19 protein-coding genes are annotated in these 18,704 nt (G+C 45.7%); 9 read left to right on the top strand and 10 right to left on the bottom strand.

The features are described from left to right. Positions 1-2: 2 nt before the first annotated feature. Positions 3-1,160 (bottom strand): tetratricopeptide repeat protein, encoded by a 1,158-nt coding sequence (locus tag QT979_RS14330; RefSeq protein WP_333310681.1) that lies wholly within the window; start codon positions 1,158-1,160, stop codon positions 3-5. Between the two features lie 108 nt (positions 1,161-1,268). Here QT979_RS14330 and QT979_RS14325 point away from each other — a divergent pair, with 108 nt between their 5' ends. Beyond that, the gene (locus QT979_RS14325; protein WP_333210481.1) at positions 1,269-1,592 is read left to right on the top strand and encodes a DUF4258 domain-containing protein; all 324 of its coding nucleotides are present in this window, start codon (positions 1,269-1,271) and stop codon (positions 1,590-1,592) included. Beyond that, positions 1,582-1,806: a YgiT-type zinc finger protein gene (locus QT979_RS14320; RefSeq protein ID WP_333210482.1), complete on the top strand. Its 225-nt coding sequence runs from the start codon at positions 1,582-1,584 to the stop codon at positions 1,804-1,806. The genes QT979_RS14325 and QT979_RS14320 overlap by 11 nt, the downstream gene beginning before the upstream one ends. An 18-nt stretch (positions 1,807-1,824) precedes the next feature. Here QT979_RS14320 and QT979_RS14315 read toward each other — a convergent pair whose 3' ends face one another. The 6 genes from QT979_RS14315 to sir all read right to left on the bottom strand — a co-directional run bounded on the left by QT979_RS14315 (position 1,825) and on the right by sir (position 6,916). After that, positions 1,825-2,577 carry a PPC domain-containing protein gene (locus QT979_RS14315; protein WP_333210484.1) on the bottom strand — a complete coding sequence of 251 codons (753 nt, stop codon included), beginning with the start codon at positions 2,575-2,577 and terminating at the stop codon, positions 1,825-1,827. 53 nt (positions 2,578-2,630) lie between these two features. Beyond that, positions 2,631-3,047 (bottom strand): lysozyme inhibitor LprI family protein, encoded by a 417-nt coding sequence (locus QT979_RS14310; RefSeq protein WP_333310679.1) that lies wholly within the window; start codon positions 3,045-3,047, stop codon positions 2,631-2,633. A gap of 106 nt (positions 3,048-3,153) precedes the next feature. Beyond that, a complete protein-coding gene (locus QT979_RS14305) occupies positions 3,154-3,501 on the bottom strand; it encodes a type II toxin-antitoxin system PemK/MazF family toxin (RefSeq protein ID WP_333210487.1) in 348 nt (115 codons plus the stop codon). Further along, positions 3,491-3,721: a hypothetical protein gene (locus tag QT979_RS14300; protein ID WP_333147873.1), complete on the bottom strand. Its 231-nt coding sequence runs from the start codon at positions 3,719-3,721 to the stop codon at positions 3,491-3,493. Before QT979_RS14300 ends, QT979_RS14305 begins: the two co-directional genes overlap by 11 nt. A gap of 80 nt (positions 3,722-3,801) precedes the next feature. Next, complete coding sequence (locus QT979_RS14295) at positions 3,802-4,662, bottom strand: RsmE family RNA methyltransferase (protein WP_333310677.1); 861 nt, start codon at positions 4,660-4,662, stop codon at positions 3,802-3,804. Between the two features lie 262 nt (positions 4,663-4,924). Then, the gene (sir, locus tag QT979_RS14290) at positions 4,925-6,916 is read right to left on the bottom strand and encodes a sulfite reductase, ferredoxin dependent (RefSeq protein WP_333310675.1); all 1,992 of its coding nucleotides are present in this window, start codon (positions 6,914-6,916) and stop codon (positions 4,925-4,927) included. Between the two features lie 298 nt (positions 6,917-7,214). On the opposite strand from sir, the gene QT979_RS14285 reads away from it, so the two are divergent. After that, positions 7,215-7,463 (top strand): chlororespiratory reduction protein 7, encoded by a 249-nt coding sequence (locus tag QT979_RS14285; protein WP_333210493.1) that lies wholly within the window; start codon positions 7,215-7,217, stop codon positions 7,461-7,463. A gap of 201 nt (positions 7,464-7,664) precedes the next feature. On the opposite strand, the gene QT979_RS14280 is transcribed toward QT979_RS14285, so the two are convergent. Together QT979_RS14280 and QT979_RS14275 are read right to left on the bottom strand one after the other, a co-directional pair. Further along, a complete protein-coding gene (locus QT979_RS14280; RefSeq protein WP_333210495.1) occupies positions 7,665-8,045 on the bottom strand; it encodes a hypothetical protein in 381 nt (126 codons plus the stop codon). 106 nt (positions 8,046-8,151) lie between these two features. Beyond that, complete coding sequence (locus QT979_RS14275) at positions 8,152-9,339, bottom strand: glycosyltransferase family 4 protein (protein WP_333210497.1); 1,188 nt, start codon at positions 9,337-9,339, stop codon at positions 8,152-8,154. Positions 9,340-10,104: 765 nt separating this feature from the next. On the opposite strand from QT979_RS14275, the gene QT979_RS14270 reads away from it, so the two are divergent. The 6 genes from QT979_RS14270 to serS all read left to right on the top strand — a co-directional run bounded on the left by QT979_RS14270 (position 10,105) and on the right by serS (position 17,369). After that, positions 10,105-11,151: an ABC transporter substrate-binding protein gene (locus QT979_RS14270; RefSeq protein WP_333310672.1), complete on the top strand. Its 1,047-nt coding sequence runs from the start codon at positions 10,105-10,107 to the stop codon at positions 11,149-11,151. A 181-nt stretch (positions 11,152-11,332) separates the two neighbouring features. Then, the gene (locus QT979_RS14265) at positions 11,333-12,877 is read left to right on the top strand and encodes a sugar ABC transporter ATP-binding protein (RefSeq protein ID WP_333310671.1); all 1,545 of its coding nucleotides are present in this window, start codon (positions 11,333-11,335) and stop codon (positions 12,875-12,877) included. After that, positions 12,874-13,878: an ABC transporter permease subunit gene (locus QT979_RS14260; RefSeq protein ID WP_333210503.1), complete on the top strand. Its 1,005-nt coding sequence runs from the start codon at positions 12,874-12,876 to the stop codon at positions 13,876-13,878. Before QT979_RS14265 ends, QT979_RS14260 begins: the two co-directional genes overlap by 4 nt. After that, on the top strand, positions 13,844-14,014 hold the full coding sequence (locus QT979_RS14255; protein ID WP_333310669.1) for a hypothetical protein: 171 nt from the start codon (positions 13,844-13,846) through the stop codon (positions 14,012-14,014). Before QT979_RS14260 ends, QT979_RS14255 begins: the two co-directional genes overlap by 35 nt. A 74-nt stretch (positions 14,015-14,088) precedes the next feature. After that, complete coding sequence (locus tag QT979_RS14250; RefSeq protein ID WP_333310668.1) at positions 14,089-15,720, top strand: iron uptake porin; 1,632 nt, start codon at positions 14,089-14,091, stop codon at positions 15,718-15,720. A gap of 368 nt (positions 15,721-16,088) precedes the next feature. Then, positions 16,089-17,369 carry a serine--tRNA ligase gene (gene serS, locus QT979_RS14245; RefSeq protein WP_333310666.1) on the top strand — a complete coding sequence of 427 codons (1,281 nt, stop codon included), beginning with the start codon at positions 16,089-16,091 and terminating at the stop codon, positions 17,367-17,369. Between the two features lie 172 nt (positions 17,370-17,541). Here the strand turns inward: serS and QT979_RS14240 are convergent, their stop codons facing one another. Next, positions 17,542-18,558, bottom strand: coding sequence for a hypothetical protein (locus QT979_RS14240; protein WP_333310664.1), 1,017 nt, complete (start codon positions 18,556-18,558; stop codon positions 17,542-17,544). Positions 18,559-18,704 lie beyond the last annotated feature (146 nt).

The raw sequence follows: 18,704 nt of genomic DNA, 5'->3' as shown, positions 1-18,704 counted from the left end.
TTCTATTCCCTATTTTCTTGGTTTCTGAGGAAGGCTAATCCGCTGTATAGCTGAAAAGCTGAGTCCCAAGGAGTTTCGGATTTCCGCTCGACTTCTATATGGGATTCTATCTTGCTCAACATATTAGTGTAATCGAGCACGGTCTCGGCAAAGGGCGTAAATTCTGACCAAACTGTAACGTCAATCTGGCGATCGAATATTTCCAGTAAGTTATTCCAGTTAATTCGGGTGGTACTTTGAGGCATTTGTTGAGAGTTTTTGACTCTGGATATTTTGTTTTTCGGGTTCGGTGAAGTGGGAAGTTCGGCAGAAGCTTTGGTGAAGTCAACTCCTTGTTGAAATTCGTAACTTTGGTCGCAAATTCGCAGAATGCAGTTTCTGCTGGGAATGTGCAAGTCACAGATTTGAGCGTAATCTTGCCTGATTTCTCTGTGGCGAAATTGATCCTTTCTTCGGTTGGGCGAGTAGTCCATGACTTCGATGAACATCGGCAACAAACCTTCTACTCTCTGGGTAACTTCTGACCAGCTAAATTCGATCGCACCGAGTCGATCAAATTTATCTTTGCAAACAACGGCTGGGGAAGAGAGAGACTGGAAGTGTTGCACTCGGAAGATTTGGATTTTTTGAAGATTGCTTAGGGTTGCCCAAAATACGGGAATGCCTGCGTTGAGGAGTTCTTGACCATAAATTCGGAGTTCGGCGATGGGGCCAGTTTTGTAGAGTCTCCAGCCGCGGCTTTGGATTTGCATCCGGGTTGTGTAGGCGTCGATTTTAAAGATTCTGCTGATATTTTGAATGGCGGCGGGTTTGTTTTCGGGACTCACGGGTTCGAGGATGAGGAGTCCAGGTTCGAGGTTGCTGGGGTCGTTTTTGGCAGTTTCTATGGCTTTTTGGCGGAGGTTTTGTTGTGCGATTTCAATCCGTTGAATAGCTTGGCGGGTCTGGGAGACAATTTTGGGGTTGGTGATGTCGCGGAGTATTTGTTTATAGGTTGTTTGGGCTTTTTCGAGGTTGTTGGTGAGTTCGTAGTAGCGGGCGATATAGTATTGCACCCACGGACTTTCGGGGGATTCTTTTTGTAGTTGTTTGATGAGTTGGGCAGCTTGTTTGTAGTCTTTACCCTCTAGGGCGGCGGCTATTTGGTTGATGTCTGTCATGGCGATTGTGGGAATGGCGTTGTTTCTATCTTGGCTGATGTTTGGTTGGTTCCGCCACTGGTTAAAAATTTTTGCTGTTGTGTTAACTTATAGATATGATATGAAACTATGACAATCATTGAAAAAATACGTGTCAAAATTGTCAAAAATGATTTTGAGCTTTCACAACACGCAGTAAACCAAAGCATAGTTCGCCGTATCAGGGTACAAGAACTCCGGGAAGCAATAATGGCTGGTGAAGTTATCGAAGAGTATCCCGATGACAAATATGGCCCAAGCTGTTTAATTTTCGGTTTGACCATTGCCAATAGACCTTTGCACGTTCAGTGCAGTTATCCATCTCGTCCTTTGGTAAAAATCATTACTGTATACGAACCAGATCCGAAAATTTGGATTGATTTTAAGTTAAGGATAAATCAAAATGAACAATAATGTTTGGCAAGAAACAATGGTGCAAGAAAAAGTAAGTTATACCCTGGAAATCAATGGTAAGTTTATTATTATTGAAAACGTTCCTGCTAGAGTGTGTGTGGAAACGGGAGAGCGTTTTTTTTCACCTGAAACTGTGGAACATTTGCAGAAGATGATTTGGGAAGATAGAAAGCCTATTAGGGTGATTGAAACACCTGTTTTTGAGTTTGCTTAGCACTTAGTTTAAATTGAGTTAAAGCTGATTGGAATTAACGCTTAATGTGTAAGTACCTTTGCTTGTGCGATCGCTTCCTTTAAAAACTATTTTATAAGTGCCGTTACTAGGCAATTTTATGGTGAGTTGAGACTCTCGGCGATTCTGGGAGTTACCTGTTGTTTGGGCAATATTTTTGCCGCTGGTGTCGAACAGTGTTATGTTGTGGTCGAATGCTCTGCTTTTAAGGTCGATCGTAATAGATTGACCTGCCCGTCCTTGAAAGGTGTGTTCGCTGGGGCCGCCGTCTTTGAGGGTTCCCCGCTGCTGTAGGATGGAAAGGGAGGTGAGTTTGGGGCGATCGACATTGCTCAATTCTAAGCCGTAATTGGTCACGGGTGCTTCAGGGCCATTTCCTTCTCTGACTACGATGATAAAAGCTGTTTTGTTGTTGATATCTCGGACTATTTTGTCAATAAAATTGGCTTGTATTTTTTGTTCATTTATAGGTTTTGGTTGATTAAAATTTGGTTTCGATATACAGAGAAGTACGCCTCCATCTTGATAGCGGGCGGCGTAGAACCAATAGTTTTGACCGTTAGTTGTAAATTCGTTTCTGCTAAAGATAGTGAATCTTTCAAGTTGCGGTAATTGCTGGTTGCGCTGGCAATTTTTATCGATGTAGATTGGGTTGGCTGATGGCTGTTGCTGGGCCAAAACTGCTGGTACGATGGTGGTTAAAATTGCTGAGATGACGGTGAGGGTGAGGGTGAAGGTCGATCGGCTTTTCATAAATACTTGTTTCTCTTTATGGTTGTCAGGTTTTGTACGCTGTACTTCCTATTTTATCTCTGTTTTACATACTGTTCTAGTTCCGCAGTGCGCTGTTTCGTCATCCGATCCAAACATTCAGTGAGGAAACCTCCATAACCGCTACCACCACGACTTTTATAAACTTCAAATTCACAGGTTTTATCTCTTAACTGAATCCACCCTAATTGTGCTTCGGAAAGTAGCGATCGCTCTTCTTCGCTCAATTGCGACATCAGTTGTTTGTAAACCTCGTTCAGTCGTTGATCCGAGGCCTCATACTTCAACCGAATACAAGTTCTGACTTGTGCATCTCCTTGGGGGCGATCGCAATTAATCTGTTGAGCAATGGGAAAGCTCGGAGATTGTGCAGAAACTGATGTTGTACCGAAATTTGCCAAAAGTGCGATCGACCAAAAGGGCCAGCGACTTTTCCTCAACTCTATTTTCATGACTCGTCAACCCATTTATCTGATAATTCCTCTTAACACGAGACAGAGTGGATTTGATTAATTTAAGTATTTTTTTATATTCACTGAATAAAAACGCCTTTTTTTATCAGATTCCCAAAGTGTGCTTGAGTGCTGCATCTACTGCCACCATATCCGACAAAATACCAATTTTGCGATCGATTTCAACTTCTAGAAGCGTCACAAGATTGTCTGTCATAATTACCGAGTCAGCTAGCAATCCCGTTTGCTGCCCTTCCGGTGTTGCTAGGGAAACAAAAACCCGGCTTGGGTGTCCTGAACGGGCTAAGTTGCTAGTAATCATTGCCGTAATTGTTTGCCCTAAACCAGTCCCCAGATTATTAGCTTGAACTATCAAAGCTGGACGGCGTTTGGCAGTACGCAAATCCGAACTGGGGAACAAAACCAAAACCACATCACCGCGACTATAAGGCATCGTAAGCATCCATCTCCGGTAGTTCCCAATCAGGAGCAAATCTACTCAACCGAACCCGTAAATCTGCTGCTTGTTCCTGGTTGATACCGCGAGATTGCAAGTTTACTAACCCTACTTTTGGCATGAAAGTAACAATAACTTGCGCTTCTTCTATGTCGGCGGGCATTTCCAATAACTCAATTTTGCCATTTCGGTATATCCCCTCTACTGACTGTAACATATTACTCCTCTGATAATTATCTATTTACATTTTAGCTGCGATCGCCAAACCCATCAAGTCTCCGATCAGCTTGGTGGATATTAGCACTTCTCAAAGGCCGCTCCAACTAAAGATAAAGCCACAATCGGAGCTGTCACCGCTCTTAAAATTCTACTCCCCAAAGAAACAGGCTCAAAATCAAATTCGAGCGCCCTTTCCACCTCACCCTCAGTCCATCCACCCTCCGGGCCAATAGCTATCACAATCGATAATTCTCCCCTAGGGGGCGGGCACGGGGGCACCGCCCCTACAAAGGTGGGCTGGGCGGGTTCTAATTCTTGCTCCCCCCTTACCAAGGGCTGGGGGGGTTCTATTTCTTGCTCCCCCCTTACCAAGGGGGGCTGGGGGGGTTCTAAACCAATCAAACAATCCCACAAATGCCGATTTTCCCCGCGAGCAACACAAATAAATCGATATTTTTGACCGCAATCTTTGACAGCAACATCAAACGAAACAGGCTCTAAAATCGTCGGCACAATTTGACGTTCCGACTGTTCCGCCGCCTCCGCAGCAATTCTTCTCCACCGCTCAACTTTTTGATCGCTTGGTTTGAGCAAAGTTCGATCGCTCGTCACCGGCACAATACTTACCACACCCAACTCCGTGGCTTGTCTCACAACCTCGTCAAAGCCGTTTCCTTTGGGCAATGCCGCCATCAAAGTCACTTCCACGGGTAGCTCCCTGTTCACAGCAATCTCCTCGACTATCAAGGCAAATAGCCCGGTTTCCCGTACTTCTAGGACTGCTAACCACCAATGCCCTCGACCGTCCATCGCAATAAATCGATCGCCCGCTTGCAAACGTAGCACTCGATTTAAATAATGCTGCTGTTCTCTAGTTAAGTCGATTTGGCGATCGCAAATTTGAGCGGCAGTAATTGCTAATCTTTGTAATTGAGGCATTGAATTTGGGATTGTTAGTTTTCTATTAGAGATTTTTTTTATTTAACCGCAGAGAACGCAGAGAACGCAGAGGAAGAGAGAATGAGAGGAGATAGGCAGGCGGGGTTTCAACTGTTCAAAAAACAATAAAGGCAAAGCATCTACAACCCGAATTATTTTACAAATTCAAGTTTTTTTTTGCAAATGCTCTGCCTTTATATTACTTTTGCCAGAAGTCTATTGAATACAATCGAAAATCACAAATTGAAAATCGAAAATCGGCTTATCCTTCCTCCTTAATCTTCTTTAAATAAGTGGAAATGGCTTCTGTAGCTAGCTGCGTGATTGGCTTGCCCTGACGGGCTGCTTCTTCCTTGAGCTCGTTGTAAATTTCATCGCGGACGCTAATTCGACGGCGGACTTTGCCACCGCCAGCAGTGGCAGTCTCGTTTTCATCGCCGTTACTAGACGTAACTTCTAATTCATTAATCTCAGTTGTCATCGAGTCAGCAGATTGGTAGTTGGTTACAAATTGACGGATAGATTCTAACCCGACGCGATCGCAAAAATTGCCAAAACTCTCGCTCAGTTGCCGTTTTTGCTTGAAATAAACAAAAATTGGCTCCAGAAAAGCTTCAAAATCCTTGACGTGCAGCTTTTCCTCAATTGGTTTTGCCAGCCGCGTTTGGTCGGGAGAACCGCCCAGCCAAACCTGGTAGGATTCCGGCGAACTCCCGACAAACCCCAATTCTGCCATATAAGGGCGGGCGCATCCATTTGGGCAACCAGTCATCCGCACCACTAAATGCTCGTCTTCCAAGCCCACTTTGGTCAAAAGTGCCCGAATCCGCTCTAAAATACTCGGCATCACGCGCTCAGACTCGGTAATCGCCAGCCCGCAAGTCGGCATTGCCGGACACGCCATCCCATAGCGCACCAAGGGGTCGATCGCAGTTTCCCGCTGAATGCCGCATCGATCGAGTATTCCCTGAATTTCTTCTTTAATATCCGGCGAAATATCGTAAATCAGCACGTTTTGGTGTGGCGTCGCCAGTATCGGCAAGTTGTACTTCTGCACAATTTCCCGCAAAGCTGTTTTTAGCTGAAATGAACCTTCATCCTTAATCCGGCCATTATCCACAGAAATGCCGACAAACAGTTTACCGTCTCCTTGTTCATGCCAGCCCAAGAAATCAAAATACTTCCACTCAGGCAGCGGTTTAAAGGCTTCTAGCGGCTTGCCAAAATATTCGGCTACTTTTTCGCGGAACCACTGTACGCCTTTGTCGTTAATCAGGTACTTTAGTCGCGCGTGCCGTCTGTCTGTGCGATCGCCAAAATCTCTTTGGGTTGCTACAATTGCCTTGACCAAATCGTAAACATCATCCTTGGCAACATAGCAAATCTCGTCCGCCACCCGCGCAAAAGTCTCTTCTTTGTTGTGAGTACGGCCCAAACCGCCGCCAGCAAACACGTCAAAACCTTGCAACTCGCCAGCTTTATTGGTAATTACCACTAAGCTCAAATCCTGAGAGTACAAGTCTATTGAATTGTCTCCCGGCACGGTAACGGAACACTTGAACTTGCGCGGCATATAATGGCTGCCGTAAATCGGTTCTTCTTTGTCGTCGCTAAAGATTGTGCCGTTGGCGTTTTTCTGTCTCGCGGCCTTCACTGCGGGGTCTTCCTCAGCCGAAACAGCTTTTTCGCCATCCAACCAAAGTTCATAATAAGCACCGGTTTGCGGTGTCAGCAAATCGGCGACATTGTTAGCGTATTGCAGCGCATACTTGTATTCTGGGCGATTTTTGTACGGTGCTGGAGGTGCCATGATGTTGCGGTTCAAGTCGCCGCAAGCTCCCAAGGTTGACCCCATATTTTTAATAATTGAGGAAAACACTGCTTTAAGATTTTTTTTCAACACGCCGTGAAGTTGGAAACCTTGGCGCGTTGTGACGCGGAGTGTGTGGTTGCCGTATTCTTCAGATAGCTTGTCTAAGGCTAGGTATAATTGCGGCGGAGTGAACCCGCCGGGATTGCGGGTGCGGAGCATGAACTGATAGTCTTTTTCTTGTCCTTTAACTCGATTGTCGCGGTTGTCTTGCTGGTACGAGCCATGAAATTTGAGAATCTGAAGCCCCTCTTCGGTGAAGTGGGTAGTTTCTTGTAACAGTTCAGTCGCAACGGGTTCTCGTAAATAATTGCTGCGTTCTTTGAGACCTTCTGATTTAGAGGGCTTGCGCGCAACTGGGGTTGAAGTGGAAGATGTGATCATGGGAATGTATAGTGCCAGTTATAATTAGATACAGCCGATCGAATATTTCTTGACAATTTGACACTTGACAAATTTGCACTTGACAAATCTCCTCAGAAATGCTGTGTCGGATATGTTGACAACTCGGTTAACAAGTCAGTTAACAAGTAAGTTAATAACGGTAATCCGGTAGGAATTCTGATGTTGTTCAATTGTAACACGATCGAGCCGGGCCTGAAAAATTGTAATTAAGAGTTTATACTTTGGTTTGCTTAAGTGTACGAAACTTTAGAAATAATTAACCTCAACCTTTGAAACTATGTCACTGTATGACGAAGACACCTTTGTGGTGTTAGAAACAAACCAGCCAGAGCAGTTTTTGACTGCGGCGGAACTGTTAGAAAAGCTGAAAGCCGTGTTAACTGAGGAACACGAAGATTTGCCGCAGGACTTGCATAAAATATCTGGCGTGGAAGCTCAAGCGAAGTATTTGATTGATACTTATTGTGAATTAGATGTCGGGCCTGGAAAATTTTTGCAGTGGTATGCAGTGCGCTTAGAAAAGTAATTTTGGGAATCGGGCATCGGGCATCGCGCATTGGGCATCGGGCATTGGTTATTAGAACCAACCAGTAACAAATAACAACCAACAGGTAACAAATAGCAAATAGCAAATAACAACCAACAAATAACTTATGCCCGATGGCCGATGCCCCATGCCCGATTCCCAATTCCCAATTCCCAATTCCCGATTCCCAATTCCCAATGGTTAATCTTCTAACTGTTGAACCGATGATACTTCTACTGCGGTAACATCGATCGTACCGGGCGGTGTCAAGCGACTAAAATGACCTTCCTCTATTTGCAGAGGTTCGCCGCAGTTGGCACACTGAAACTGAGTTTGATTTAAAGCTGTAAATTCGTATTGACAAACTGGACACTTATCTTCAATTAAATTGCGTTTCAGCCACCACTGAAGCGCGAAAAATGCGACCACAGGTGTCAGCAACAAAAAAGCTACTACAATCAACACTGATTTAACTATCCAACCCAAACCAATAGACACCAACAAACACGCGATGCCCAGCAGTATCAGCCAATTACTAATACGGGGTAGCTTGAAAGATATTTTGGGGCTGCCTTGGTTCACGGTGGTCTCCTTGGGTGTCTTTGCAGGTAGGCATAACTCTATCCTACTCAGAAATTCAGGCGGTCGATCGAGTTAATTTTCCCATTGTACACCCAGAAACCGCTCTCTACGGCATAAGCTTATCTGAGTCAGAGGGTTTAAAAATTCCTAGTAAGGATTGACAAAGGGATTCAAAACTAAATCTTGCGAGGGTTTGTTCCCTCAACCAGTGGCGATCGCACCTTTTATCCTCTCCTCGCAGCATTTCCACACAAGCAAGCGCTACTGCTGCTGAATCTCGGTGAGGAACTCGCCATCCCAGTTTACCATCTTGCAGCGGATCGGCAGACCCGTCCGCGTCCCCCGCAAGTACGGGTACTCCGCAAGCCAGCGCTTCCAAATAAACTATACCGAACCCTTCCTGGGAGGGCATTACATAAGCATCGGCCAACTGGTAATGTGCTGGTAAATTTTCTGTCGGTACAAAACCGGCAAATATTACTCTTTCGGTAACTCCCAAATCATCAGCGAGTTTCGCTAATCTAGAGCGATCGTCTCCGCGTCCAATAACTAAGTATTTCACATTGGGAAACGTTTTTGCTATTTGTGGTAAAGCTTGAATTGTGACATCGACGCCTTTGTAAATATCCGTCGATCGCAATCTGGCTACAGTCATCAATATTTTAGCATCAACCAGATTGTACTGCTCTAATAAATCCTGTGGCTTGGGCCCAGTGGTAAATATATTTTCATCTACAGTACAAGGCACTATTTGGAATTTTTCGGGATTTAAGTTGTTAATTTCGCAAGTACGCGCGGCGAAGCTATCCCGTAGGGAATCGCGCGTGTACCTGCTAATAGTCCAAATACTGTCAGCTTTACTCATTGCTGTTTGATATTTGGGCCCAAGCGGTTCCCACACTTCCTTGCCGTAAGTTAAGATTGTGTAGGGAATTCCCAAGGGTTGGCACAGAATTTGAATTAGCGGTGCGAGTTTGATGTGACCGCAAAAAACCCGCTGCGGTCGTTTTTGCAGCAAGCGAGTTAGTAATAGTGTAGCAAACTTAAGACGACCTAAGCCGGGATTCTGGGTTTTGAGGTAATAAAATTTCAGATTTCTTGACTCGTAAGCATTGTTGCAGTGTGGGGAATCTCGCAGCAGCAAAACTTCAGCTTGCGGCGAGTTTGTCCCTGCGGTTATGGACAGGTAAGCTTTAAAAATGTCTTTAACGTAGGATTGAATGCCACCTTCGCTGGCAAATATTTCTAGGAAACAGAACACGTAATTTGTCGATCGCATCTCAGATTTACCCATTGACAGCGCAGACAATTATTGCAGTATAGTGATTTTGCCAATCCGGGCGATCGCCATTGTCCAGAGCTTTTAAACCATGTCATGATGACTGTAATTGCAGGTTTTACAGACAAATATTAGACTCGCCCACTCTCACCGTTGGTTTTGAGCGACAATCTGCTTTTTTACTATGGCTTTTTAACGGGTGGCATGGGTGAGTGCGAAACTTTGTTTGCAGTTTACTATAATCTACCGTAATTGACTGTAAACTTAATGATTTTTTACAATATCCTACCCCAACCAAAATTTAAGATTTATTGAGTTGGTGCGGTGCATCCGACCAGACTGCGGAGCAGCATATCGGTGTCGATTGAGGCTCTCCCATCATTAGTTTTTGCTAAAAGTTTTGTCTATCCAAAGATAGATATCGAGCCAGTATTGAACTGTTATCATCAGCAAACATAGAGAGTTAAATTCAATATGACTCTGCCAGGTTTTAAAAACAATTTCTGAAAAATTTTGTCGAAAATATTCTCCTAAAATTTTCTCAACCACTGCAAAATTTAATGCTCATAAAGCATTTAAAAAAAATCAAGCATCGTTGATTTTTTTTGCAGGGAGGACAGAGACTGGATATTTGTATCTTGTCTGTTTGCAAAAGCAGTCTAACGAGCCGAGCCAGAAAGTTTTACGAGAAGAAAAGAAACAAGGTTTGGTACAATCATGTACGAAGAAAAGCCTGTCACCTAAAACATTAGGTATTTGAGCTTAAACCTAACAAAGCTAATGTTAGGTTGGCAACGTCATATTTACGAGCGACTCTCTCCAAACGAGCCTTCATTGGAGTTTGAGGTGAAACGAGTAACGATCGCACTCAGTCTTTTTAGTCTACTCAGCAGCACTCTGGCAAGTTGCACCGCAGCTTCCCAGAACGCTCAAAACAGCACACAACCAAGCAACTCCGAACTTTCATCAGTTGCTGTAGCAGTCCGTGACCTCGGCAATCCATTCTTCGTACAAGTTGGCAAAGGTGCTGAGGCCGCAGCCAAGAAAATCGGCGGTCCAAACGTGAGGACAACTCTCGTTTCCAGCGGCGACGATTTAAATCAGCAATTTAATCAAATCGAAAACTTTATTGCCTCTAATGTCAGCATGATTGTACTCAATGCTGCGGACACCAAAGGCATTGCACCCGCTGTCGAAAAAGCCAAGCAAGCCGGAATTCCGATAATTGCAGTTGATACCGCTGCCGAGGGAGGCGTTGATGCCACAGTTACTTCAAATAACGTGCAAGCTGGCGAAGTAAGCTGTCAATATATAGCCGATCGCTTGAAAGGAAAAGGCAGCGTTGTGATTATCAACGGGCCTCCCGTCGCTTCAGTGGTCGAGCGAGTTCAGGGTTGCCAGAGTGTGCTCTCCAAATATCCCGATCTCAAGGTTCTTTCCAAAGATCAGAACGCTGAAGGCAGCCGCGATGGCGGATTGAGAGTCATGAGCGATTTGCTTACTTCCTTCCCAAAAATTGATGCTGTTTTTGCAATTAATGACCCCTGTGCCATCGGTGCAGAATTAGCAGCCAAACAAGCACAAAGAAGCGAGTTTTTCATTGTGGGAGTTGATGGTGCACCTGAAGCTTTAGATGCGCTCAAGCAGAACAACAGTCTCTTTGTGGCTACAGCAGCTCAAGATCCATTTCGCATGGCAGCCAAAGCCGTTGAAGTCGGGAACGACATTCTGAAAGGAAAAAAGCCAGCCAATCCAAACATTCTGATTCCAGTCGCGCTGATTACTCGCGAAAACGTCAATCAACATAAAGGCTGGACAAGTGAGTGACCTTCTTCGTGTCAAGTTAAGACTAAAACCCTTGAGGAATCCCGTTTTTTCCCGAGTCTAGATCCCCCTAAATCCCCCTTAAGAAGGGGGACTTTGAGAAGAATCTTCTCCCCCCCTTGTTAAGGGGGGCTAGGGGGGATCTAAGTTTAATAGTCCAGCAGATTTTCTTACGGTATTTACGATGGTAAATAGCACTCAACCTTCAATTAAAACTAAGCCCGTCCTGGAAATGCAAGGTATTAAAAAAACCTTTAACGGTTTTGTAGCCTTGCACGATGTAAATATCACCGTTTACCCAGGCGAAGTCCACGCCCTCATGGGGGAAAACGGCGCGGGCAAAAGTACACTGATGAAAATTCTGGCGGGAGCCTACATAGCCGATGCAGGTGAAATCAGAATAGACGGTCAAGCTGTTAAGATGACAGACCCCGGTCAAGCCAGAGATTTAGGGATAGCGATTATTTATCAAGAACTCAATCTCGCCCCCAATCTGACAGTTGCTGAAAACATTTTTATGGGCAGCGAGCTGAAGAAAGGAGGTACATTTTTAGACCAAGATGAAATGCGGCGTAGGGCCGCTGAGGTATTAAAAAACCTCGATGCAAATTTTGAGGCTGGAGACCTGGTTTCGACACTTTCAATTGCCGAACAGCAGCAAGTGGAAATAGCTAGGGCGCTCAAAGATAAAAGCCGAATTTTAGTGATGGACGAGCCGACCGCCGCGCTTTCAGACCGCGAAACAGATAAGCTTTTTGAAGTGGTTCGCCGCTTGCGGAATGAGGGGATTGCTATTATTTATATCAGCCACCGGATGGCAGAAATTTATGCCCTTGCCGATCGCGTGAGCGTCATCCGAGATGGCGGGTATATTGGCTCTCTTGAAAAGCACGAAATTTCTGCCGAACGCCTGGTGGAAATGATGGTAGGTCGTTCTTTACAGGATTTGTACGAACACAAGCATCAAATAACACCGGGTGCAGTAGTTCTTGAGGTAACAAATTTAAGCGACGGCCACAAAGTAAAGCCGGCCAGTTTTCAACTTCATGCGGGCGAAATTCTGGGTTTGGCGGGTTTAGTTGGCGCTGGCAGAACAGAACTTGCTCGCCTAATTTTTGGTGCAGATCGGAAGGTAAGTGGTGAAATAAAACTGGAAGGTCGCCCTCTCAATGTCTCGACACCCAATGAAGCAATGGCCGCAGGAATTGCTTACGTGCCAGAAGATCGCAAAGCTCTCGGACTATTTTTAGAGGCTAGTTCGGGTGAGAATATTACCATGAATGTCCTCGATCGAGAAACAAAAGCTGGCATTATTAACTCAAATTTTCTGTTAAAAGTTGTCAATGATGCTATTAATAATTTGCAGATTCGCCTTGCAAGTCCGAGCATCAGGGCAATGGATCTTTCTGGGGGAAATCAGCAGAAGTTGCTGCTAGCGCGTTGGTTGGCTATCAACCCAAAGGTACTTTTGCTAGATGAACCGACGCGAGGTGTGGACATTGGCGCAAAAAGCGAAATTTATCGAATTATTAGCGATTTGGCAGCCAAAGGTGTAGCTATTTTGATGATTTCCAGCGAACTGCCTGAAATTGTGGGAATGAGCGATCGCGTCTTAGTGATGCGCGCAGGAAGCCTTGTCGGTGAAGTAGGCGGATCGACTGGGGAAAAGATTACGCAAGAAAACATTATGGCTTATGCCACTGGTGCAAAAGAGGTAGTAAAATCATGAGTCAAACGCAAACAAAAACCAGCAGAAGTTCAGGGAGCGATCGCCAAAAAGCCAGTAAATCTCAAGCTTGGAGAAATTTTATCCAAGTGGCCGGTATCCTGCCGATTTTGGTTGGCATCTGTATAATTTTTTCCCTGGTAACGCCCAACTTTCTTTCCGTAGGAAATTTGATCAATGTCATCCGGCAAGCATCGATCAATATTGTCCTAGCTACCGGCATGACTTTTGTGATTTTGACGGGCGGGATTGATCTTTCTGTCGGCTCAATTTTGGGTGTGACTGCCGTAGTCGGGGTACTGGTTTCCTTAGTCCCAGGTCTGGGTTGGTTTGCCGTACCGGCGGCGTTAATAGCCGGAGTCTTTTTGGGATTGCTTAACGGCTCCCTAGTTGCCTATTTAGGTTTGCCTCCGTTCATCGTAACCCTGGGTTCTTACACAGCTTTGCGGGGAGTTGCTTATTTAGTAGCTAACGGCACTACAGTTATCAATAGAAATTTGAATTTCGCTTGGGTAGGTAACAATTATGTCGGGCCAATTCCCTGGTTGGTTATTATCGCTTTTCTAGCAGTTTTAGCGAGTTGGTTTGTCTTGAGACGGACTGTTCTAGGGAGGCATATTTACGCCGTGGGAGGCAACATTCGGGCAGCACGATTGACAGGTATTAAGGTGAGTCGCGTGCTGTTATTTGTCTATGGCGTGAGTGGGTTGCTTTCTGGTTTAGGTGGAATTATGAGCGCGTCGCGCCTCTACAGTGCGACGGGAATGTTGGGGCAAGGCTACGAATTAGATGCGATCGCTGCTGTAATTTTGGGAGGAACCAGTTTCACAGGTGGAATTGGCACTATTTGGGGTACTTTGCTGGGGGCTTTAATTATTGCCCTGCTCAACAATGGACTAACTCTCATGAATGTGTCTTTCTTCTGGCAGTTAGTTGTCAAAGGTCTGGTGATAATTATCGCCGTGACGATTGACAAAGTTCGCACCGGTTCAAGCGCAGCGTAAAGGTATAGAAGAAGGAAGAAGGAAGAAGGAAGAAGGAAGAAGGAAGAAGGAAGAAGGAAGAAGTCCCCTGCCCCCCTTGGGGGGAAGGAAGAAGGAAAAAGGCAAATGCAATAATACCAAGGGTTACAGCTATTAAGAACGTCCTAACAGTCTAGAAGGTGGCTGTATTGCTCATTCTGGCGATCGGTTCCTTATGCGGAGCTTTGTCCTATGCACATCCAGCATTTTTTTCACCTGATTACTGCTTTTATACTCGGAACACCTGGTGTATTTCTACTAACATCATCCCCAAGTTTGGCGGCCCCAATTGATAGATTAGTTGCTCCTGAACCGTTAAATACCTTGACAGAAAAACCCTTCGCGCAGGTGAATTCTGTCTCTCAACTCTCGGATGTAAAACCCACTGACTGGGCGTTTCAGGCGCTGCAATCTTTAGTTGAACGCTACGGCTGCATTGTCGGTTATCCCGATGGAACTTACAGAGGAAACCGGGCGCTGACGCGGTACGAATTTGCCGCAGGATTGAATAGCTGTCTCGATCGAGTCAGCGAACTAATTGCCGCAGGAACAACCAACCCGATTACTGCGGAAGATTTAGCGATCGTCCAAAAGCTGCAAGCAGAATTTGCCACTGAATTATCGGTGTTGCGGGGTCGAGTCGATGCTCTCAATGCACGCACAGCCGAACTAGAAACGAATCAGTTCTCGACTACGACGAAGCTGAATGCGGAAATTATCGTGGTGGTAACAGATACCTCCGGCAACAGTGTTGGGGATTCGCGCGATCGCACCAACACTATTGTTGCCAACCGGGGGCGATTAAATTTTGAAACCAGCTTCACCGGTCGCGATATGCTGAGAACCCGTTTGGAATTCGGCAACTTGGGCAGGATTGCCGATGAGACGGGTACAAATATGACGGCCTTGAACTTTGATGGCAATGTCGATAACACAATCACCGTCCCTCACGTATTGTATGTCACCCCGCTGACCTCTAATCTGGCGCTGACCGTCGGCCCCACAGGTGTCGGGTATCCCGATATTACGGATTTGCTGACTCCTCCCACGATCGCCAGCGATAGTGAGGGAATTCCCTCGAAGTTCGGACAATACAATCCCCTCTACCGCCGGGGAGGTGGCGGTGCTGCTGTCAACTGGACGATCGTCAAAAACCTCACCCTGACTGTGGGCTATGTCGCAGGCAATCCCAACCTCTCGCAGCAAAGTAACGGTTTATTCAACGGTTCGTACAACGCTCTGGTTCAGCTTGCCTACCGGGGCGATCGCGGAGCAATTGGCGTAGCCTATTCTCGAACCTTTGCACCAAGCGGTAAAGCCGACCTCACCGGCGGTACGGGCAGTTTTCTGGCTGCGCGACCGTTTGGGGACAATATTGCTACCTCCAGCGATTCTGTAGGCGTACAAGGATTTTACCGCCTTGCTCCTCGGTTGCAAGTTCACGGTTGGGGCGTTTATACTCGCGCCAATGCCGAAAATTCTGGTGTTAGCAGCGTTTCTGATGGTAGAGGTGGCGTGGTTTTGCTAAATGTTGACGGGGACGATCGCGCCGATGTTGTGTATGCAGCGATCGGGATCAGTTTCCCAGATGTGGGAGGTGAAGGCAACCTACCGGGGATTTTGGTGGGTTTGCCAGGTCGCGTGACGAGCAGTAATGTGCGCCGCGAGCGAGATACTTCCTATCACATTGAAGCTTTCTATCGCTTTCAGGTCAACGACAACATTTCCATCACCCCTGGTGTTTGGGCCGTTGTTAATCCTGAGAATGACAGCCGCAACGACACTCAATGGGTTTGGTTGCTTCGCACTGGCTTTAACTTTTAACACGAAACATATTTTAGTAACCTAGTCCAGGACGCAAAAACCCAGTTTCTTGACGTAATTGCCTCATTTGAGACGATAATCGCGAGAAACCGGGTTTTTTAGACTGATAGTGCATCCAAGGCTTCAATTCCATGCCACACAACAAAAAACCCCTACCATCGCTGGCTGGGGTAGAAAATTATCAGGGTGCATCTACTAATATTTGCAACTATAACATACATTTGTGGGGTGTCACCCTCCAGGGGTGACACCCAACGAAGATTTTGAGTCAGAATAAATTATGATTCAATATGCCAATGATTAACAAAGCTGCTATATCATCTCGTTCTGTCCCAGCCGCTCTAAAATTTAAGATTTAGAATAAATCTGTGCTAGACCTCAAATTAATCCGAGAAAACCCGCAAGCCGTGCAAGAAAGCCTCAACCTGCGCGGAGGTAACTATGAAATCGAGCCGATTTTGCAATTAGACAAACAGCAGCGGGAGTTGGAAGGCAAGCGATCGCAACTACAAGCCCGCAGCAACGAAATTGCCAAACTCATCGGTCAAAAAAGAAAATCGGGTTTACCCCTCGAATCTCCCGAAATTCAGGAACTGCAGGCAGAAGGCAACGCAGTCGGCACCGAGTCGAACGAATTGCAAGCACAGGAAAAAGAGCTAAAAGCTCAAATAGAAGCTTTATTGCTACCGCTGCCAAACTTGCCGGGTTCCTCAACGCCGATCGGCAAAAATGAAGAAGAAAACGTCGAAATCCGGCGCTGGGGAGACGAATACATTCCCCAAAATACGGGAATTTTGCCACACTGGGAAATCGGCGAAAAATTAGGAATTATCAACTTTGAACGGGCAGTAAAAATTGCTCAGCCCCGCTTTGTAAGCTTAATGGGAGCTGGTGCAGCCCTGGAAAGAGCGATTATTCAATTCATGCTCGATCGCCACACAAAAGCAGGTTATGTAGAAGTAATTCCCCCATTTTTAGTTAACACTGAATCCCTGACTGCTACGGGTCAATTACCCAAATTTGCTGAAGAAAGTTTCAAGTGCGACCAAGATGATTTGTGGCTGATTCCTACTTCGGAAGTTCCGGTTGTCAATTTGTACAGAGGTGAAATTTTGACAGCCGAACAGTTGCCAATTTATCACTGTTCTTATACTCCTTGTTTTCGGCGCGAAGCTGGCAGTTACGGCAAAGATACGAGGGGATTAATTCGATTGCACCAATTTAATAAAGTTGAATTGGTAAAACTCGTGCATCCGAGTACCTCCGAGGCAGAACACGAAAAGTTAGTGCAGGATGCTGAGGGAGTTTTGCAGGCGTTGAAATTGCCTTATCGGGCGATCGCACTGTGTACGGGCGACTTAGGTTTCGCGGCGGCAAAAACCTACGATTTAGAGGTGTGGCTGCCATCTGCGGGCAAATACCGCGAGATTTCCAGTTGTTCCAACGTCGCAGATTTTCAGGCGCGACGGGCAAATATTCGCTTTAAAGAAGCTGGTAAAAAAGGCACTCAATTCGTTCACGCCCTTAACGGTTCCGGTTTAGCTGTGGGCCGGACAATGGCGGCTATTTTGGAGAATTACCAGCAGCCAGACGGAACTGTAAAAGTGCCGGAAGCCTTACAACCCTATTTGGCACGGGAAGTTTTATAGACAACAAGATGATTCGGCAATTAACTGGTTGCCCAGGCTATGCCTGGGAACCGATGTCGAGAGGCTCTGCCTCGCTTGCTTGCGAAAATTGGAGGCAGAGCCTGGTAACGAGTATAACTCTTGTGGTGTAGGCATCCTGCCTGCCATTGACTGGCTATTTACCAGATGTCTATTACAGTTTGAGCAACGCTTCTTTGATATTTAATGCCAAAAATCTATCCAATGCTAGATACATCCAGTAAACAGATAACTGACTATCACTGCTAGTCTTATGAAATCCCAAAGCCAGGGACTGTTTTTCGTACATGGGGTGAATCATCAGCGTGTACAAGTCGCAAAGATTTGGAAAATCTGTTTGCATTTCGCCTAAAACTTTTTGTGCGTCTTCGAGAAAAGCAATGCGGTATTCTGACAAATACTGCGGATCGATCATCCAACTGCGGACAAATACTGACTGGCAATTTATATCTCCTGGTAGCGCCATCTTGAAAGGATCGATATCGGAAATAGAACTTAAATGAAGCCCTTTACTAGGAGCATTAAAAAAATTTACTTCAGATTCGCTAGCTGTGGGATAAAGTAAGTAAAATCCGACTGGATTGAAATTATCTGAACGGCGTAAAACTCGCATTCCCTTTGAGTATTGACTGGCAAAAAGGCGGAGAATTTTAGCAATTTTGTGGGGAACGGCGTTAGTGTTGCGGTTCATCCAGTTGTAATTGGTGGCTAATAAATTGGCAACGGGAATCGCGTCGCACCGAGGGTTGAAGTTATCTAATTGGAGTTGTACTGGCTTTTGAGGTTCGGCGGTTTCTAAAATTTCTGAAACTGGTTGAATTTGAATTGCCGTAGCGTTACCATCAAAGTGTTTTGCGATTAATCCGAGTGCTGCTAATTTATCTAACATCATTCCGGCGGCGCGATCGCTCCCGCGATCGGAATCGGAGTAAAATAGTTCGGCGGCTTCCCGGTGAGTGCACTGCACTTCTGTTGCTGGCACTTCCAGTTTTGCCAGCGGTGGTTTGAGACGGGGCTGGCTTTCCTGAAGCTGTTTCACCGATAAGTAAACCCAAAGCCTGATAAAGCATTCAGCCCTAGTGCGAGTTACGCCTACTCGTTTCATCAACAGCGAAACAGCCGTGCGGCGTTGAGAAGAAGAATACCAAGTATCTAGTTTTGCAATATCCATTTCAGTCGGGAAGCTGCGAAGGAACTCTAGTTACATATTGGCTCAATTACATAAAACTTCACCCCGCTTCAGGTAACTTGTTGTCGCTGTTGCTCAACTTGCCTGATTTCTGGCGACTCTACAAGATAGCTGCTTCCTCCTTGCAA

This window comes from Microcoleus sp. w2-18bC1, from assembly GCF_036700365.1.
GTDB lineage: Bacteria > Cyanobacteriota > Cyanobacteriia > Cyanobacteriales > Microcoleaceae > Microcoleus.
Note: the sequence above shows the minus strand (reverse complement) of the source record. Positions and strands in the feature narration are given on the sequence as shown.

What these genes read in the sequence shown, in the direction of transcription:
- QT979_RS14330 (WP_333310681.1), bottom strand. Translation starts at nt 1,160, where the DNA reads ATGACAGACATCAACCAAATAGCCGCCGCCCTAGAGGGTAAAGACTAC.
- QT979_RS14325 (WP_333210481.1), top strand. Translation starts at nt 1,269, where the DNA reads ATGACAATCATTGAAAAAATACGTGTCAAAATTGTCAAAAATGATTTT.
- QT979_RS14320 (WP_333210482.1), top strand. Translation starts at nt 1,582, where the DNA reads ATGAACAATAATGTTTGGCAAGAAACAATGGTGCAAGAAAAAGTAAGT.
- QT979_RS14315 (WP_333210484.1), bottom strand. Translation starts at nt 2,577, where the DNA reads ATGAAAAGCCGATCGACCTTCACCCTCACCCTCACCGTCATCTCAGCA.
- QT979_RS14310 (WP_333310679.1), bottom strand. Translation starts at nt 3,047, where the DNA reads ATGAAAATAGAGTTGAGGAAAAGTCGCTGGCCCTTTTGGTCGATCGCA.
- QT979_RS14305 (WP_333210487.1), bottom strand. Translation starts at nt 3,501, where the DNA reads ATGCCTTATAGTCGCGGTGATGTGGTTTTGGTTTTGTTCCCCAGTTCG.
- QT979_RS14300 (WP_333147873.1), bottom strand. Translation starts at nt 3,721, where the DNA reads ATGTTACAGTCAGTAGAGGGGATATACCGAAATGGCAAAATTGAGTTA.
- QT979_RS14295 (WP_333310677.1), bottom strand. Translation starts at nt 4,662, where the DNA reads ATGCCTCAATTACAAAGATTAGCAATTACTGCCGCTCAAATTTGCGAT.
- sir (WP_333310675.1), bottom strand. Translation starts at nt 6,916, where the DNA reads ATGATCACATCTTCCACTTCAACCCCAGTTGCGCGCAAGCCCTCTAAA.
- QT979_RS14285 (WP_333210493.1), top strand. Translation starts at nt 7,215, where the DNA reads ATGTCACTGTATGACGAAGACACCTTTGTGGTGTTAGAAACAAACCAG.
- QT979_RS14275 (WP_333210497.1), bottom strand. Translation starts at nt 9,339, where the DNA reads ATGGGTAAATCTGAGATGCGATCGACAAATTACGTGTTCTGTTTCCTA.
- QT979_RS14270 (WP_333310672.1), top strand. Translation starts at nt 10,105, where the DNA reads ATGTTAGGTTGGCAACGTCATATTTACGAGCGACTCTCTCCAAACGAG.
- QT979_RS14265 (WP_333310671.1), top strand. Translation starts at nt 11,333, where the DNA reads ATGGTAAATAGCACTCAACCTTCAATTAAAACTAAGCCCGTCCTGGAA.
- QT979_RS14260 (WP_333210503.1), top strand. Translation starts at nt 12,874, where the DNA reads ATGAGTCAAACGCAAACAAAAACCAGCAGAAGTTCAGGGAGCGATCGC.
- QT979_RS14250 (WP_333310668.1), top strand. Translation starts at nt 14,089, where the DNA reads ATGCACATCCAGCATTTTTTTCACCTGATTACTGCTTTTATACTCGGA.
- QT979_RS14240 (WP_333310664.1), bottom strand. Translation starts at nt 18,558, where the DNA reads ATGGATATTGCAAAACTAGATACTTGGTATTCTTCTTCTCAACGCCGC.